Annotated in this window: 3 protein-coding genes; all 3 read right to left on the bottom strand. The window is 32.2% G+C overall.

Features of this window, described 5'->3' with window-relative positions; all coding sequences use genetic code 11:
- Window positions 1-240 precede the first annotated feature (240 nt).
- A complete protein-coding gene (locus tag BLT80_RS19735) occupies window positions 241-861 on the bottom strand; it encodes a hypothetical protein (protein ID WP_092471257.1) in 621 nt (206 codons plus the stop codon).
- Between the two features lie 159 nt (window positions 862-1,020).
- Window positions 1,021-1,545: a RusA family crossover junction endodeoxyribonuclease gene (locus tag BLT80_RS19740; RefSeq protein WP_092471259.1), complete on the bottom strand. Its 525-nt coding sequence runs from the start codon at window positions 1,543-1,545 to the stop codon at window positions 1,021-1,023.
- Between the two features lie 2 nt (window positions 1,546-1,547).
- The gene (locus BLT80_RS19745; protein ID WP_092471261.1) at window positions 1,548-1,967 is read right to left on the bottom strand and encodes a hypothetical protein; all 420 of its coding nucleotides are present in this window, start codon (window positions 1,965-1,967) and stop codon (window positions 1,548-1,550) included.
- Window positions 1,968-2,202: the final 235 nt, after the last annotated feature.

The following is a 2,202-nucleotide window of genomic DNA, read 5'->3' on the forward strand; positions in this document are numbered from 1 at the left end:
TTTGAGTTTAAAGCTTTCGCTATAACGTCTTACATATCCATCATTTTTATACATATACATTTGGTTTAGTGTATACATATTTCAGGACGGGTCAATATTATTGCCAACGTTTATGTATAAGAATAGTTGCGGGTTTGTATGCGAGGAATTTCCGAAGGAAATTCAGACGTTACAAACACGCAACGACCTTTGATTAAGCACTAAACCGCAATTATTTTTATACGGTGTTGTAGTGCGTTTTTATTTTATTTTTTTCTCAATTTCTTTTGACAATTCTATAATTCCCTTTTCAGTTAATTTTCCTTCTTTATAGACAACTTTTATTTTTTCAGTTCCAGAAATTGAATTAAAATTATCATCACAATCAGATGTTTTTATTGTATCCGCAACATAAATTCGATATTCAGAATTGATTGTCATATTTTCAACACATTCGTAACAAGGGTCAAATCCACAATAACCTATGTTAATCGGTTTTGAGTCTATTCGTTTTCCGTTCAGTTTGTAAGTGTTCAGAATTGGAACAAAGCATTCAGCTTCTCCAAGTGTTATTGTCGTAATATAGTTTCCATTGGAAGGAATTATTCCATAAATATGCTCATATTCAGCATCTTTGGAATATTCAGAACTCAATTTAATATCTAATTTTGGCAAATCAAGAATTTTATCTGCACAACCATTTATTTTTATCGGAAGAGTTTTTGTTGGAAACTGGTCAATAAAAGCTTGAAATTGGTCGTTGACTTTCTGGATTTCCGAAATCGGTTCTTGACGTTCAGTTGCCAGACTTTTTTCATTTTTGTTTTCTGATTTACAGCTCGAAATCAGAACTAATGTTATTATTAATAATATTCTTTTCATCGGTTTCCTCAAATGCACTACAACGTTGTTGTGTATGGTTAGTTGCGTGTTTAAGCAACTAATTTAGTAAACAAAAACGAACGCGAGAAAATTCCGAAGGAATTTTCCAAATAAGCACTTGCCAAAGCAATTAATTATACACGGTGTTCTACGCAGTTTTTATTCCGATTCTACTTCTCCAAATAATTTAATGTCATTCCCAAATCCTTTGTTTTCATCAGTCAATTCCGTAACTCCGATAAACAAAGCATCTATTTTCATTTCGTGAACGTGCTTATTCACAATTAAGCTTGAAACTTGAGAGTCATCTTCAAATGCCACTCCAGTTAATCCATCCAAAATTGTTTTGGTTAGATTGTCAATATCAACTTCTTTAAAACGTCTTTCCTTAACGGAAAAGGATAATAGAACCTCAATATTTGCTGGTCTTTTTATTATACCTTTTTCTTTAAATGCTTCGGTCGCATATTCGCTCACAAGCTCTTTCATTTCTTGAATTGAGTTTTTATCGTCTTTCCTTTCGTAAAAATTTTTTAACTCGACTTCATTTCCGTCTTCGTCTATTTCAAATGCTTTTAAAGGTTTAAACTTATCCTGTTTTGTTGGAATTGGCTTTCCGCCATAAAATCCAAAAAGAATTTCAACTTTTGGGTTTTGACGAAAAGTTACATATTTGCCTGTCATTTTTATAAACTTTTTAAATAGTTTTCTGCATCTCTCAAATTCAATTCAGTTTCGTTAAATGCACTTCCTGTTCGGTTTTTATTGAAAATAGGTTCTTCTAAATTCCCAAGAGCAATCATTAATTGATAGACAGCTAAAGGTTCTTGGTTTTCAAATTCCGTTTTGAGCCATTTTCTGAAATCATGAATTAAATTTGTATCGTGAATCTTACTTAAAGTCCAATATGCACTTATTCGTTCGTTTGAGTCAGAGTAAAGTCCGCTATTCAATCCGTTAATAATTTGAATTTTCAATTCGTTTGGCTTTAATTCCGCCAATCCAGATTCAGCAATTAATTCTTCTTCGTATTCCGTTTTTTTATTTCCATTCGCTTTTTCGAATATATAAGCGGAAGCCTCAAATTGGTCGTTAGTCAGTTTCATTTTCTTTTAGCACGATGTTTTTTCAAATTGCGTAGAACGTGATTGTGTATGATTAGTGGCGTGGTTTCAGCACTAAATATAGCAAATAAAAACCGAATAGGAAATCCGCGAGGATTTTCGTAAGTAGGCGAGAACCAGCCATTAATTATACACGGCTTAAGTTTACAATTCATTAAATTTAAGGATAAATTAGAAAGAACAAAAGAGAGGAATAAGGTTAATATACACGCAGAGA

This window comes from Winogradskyella thalassocola (assembly GCF_900099995.1).
GTDB classification, from domain to species: Bacteria; Bacteroidota; Bacteroidia; order Flavobacteriales; family Flavobacteriaceae; genus Winogradskyella; species Winogradskyella thalassocola.

Bases quoted from the DNA above. Each gene is read 5' to 3' on its own strand.
- BLT80_RS19735 (WP_092471257.1), bottom strand. From the start codon at position 861: ATGAAAAGAATATTATTAATAATAACATTAGTTCTGATTTCGAGCTGT.
- BLT80_RS19740 (WP_092471259.1), bottom strand. From the start codon at position 1,545: ATGACAGGCAAATATGTAACTTTTCGTCAAAACCCAAAAGTTGAAATT.
- BLT80_RS19745 (WP_092471261.1), bottom strand. From the start codon at position 1,967: ATGAAACTGACTAACGACCAATTTGAGGCTTCCGCTTATATATTCGAA.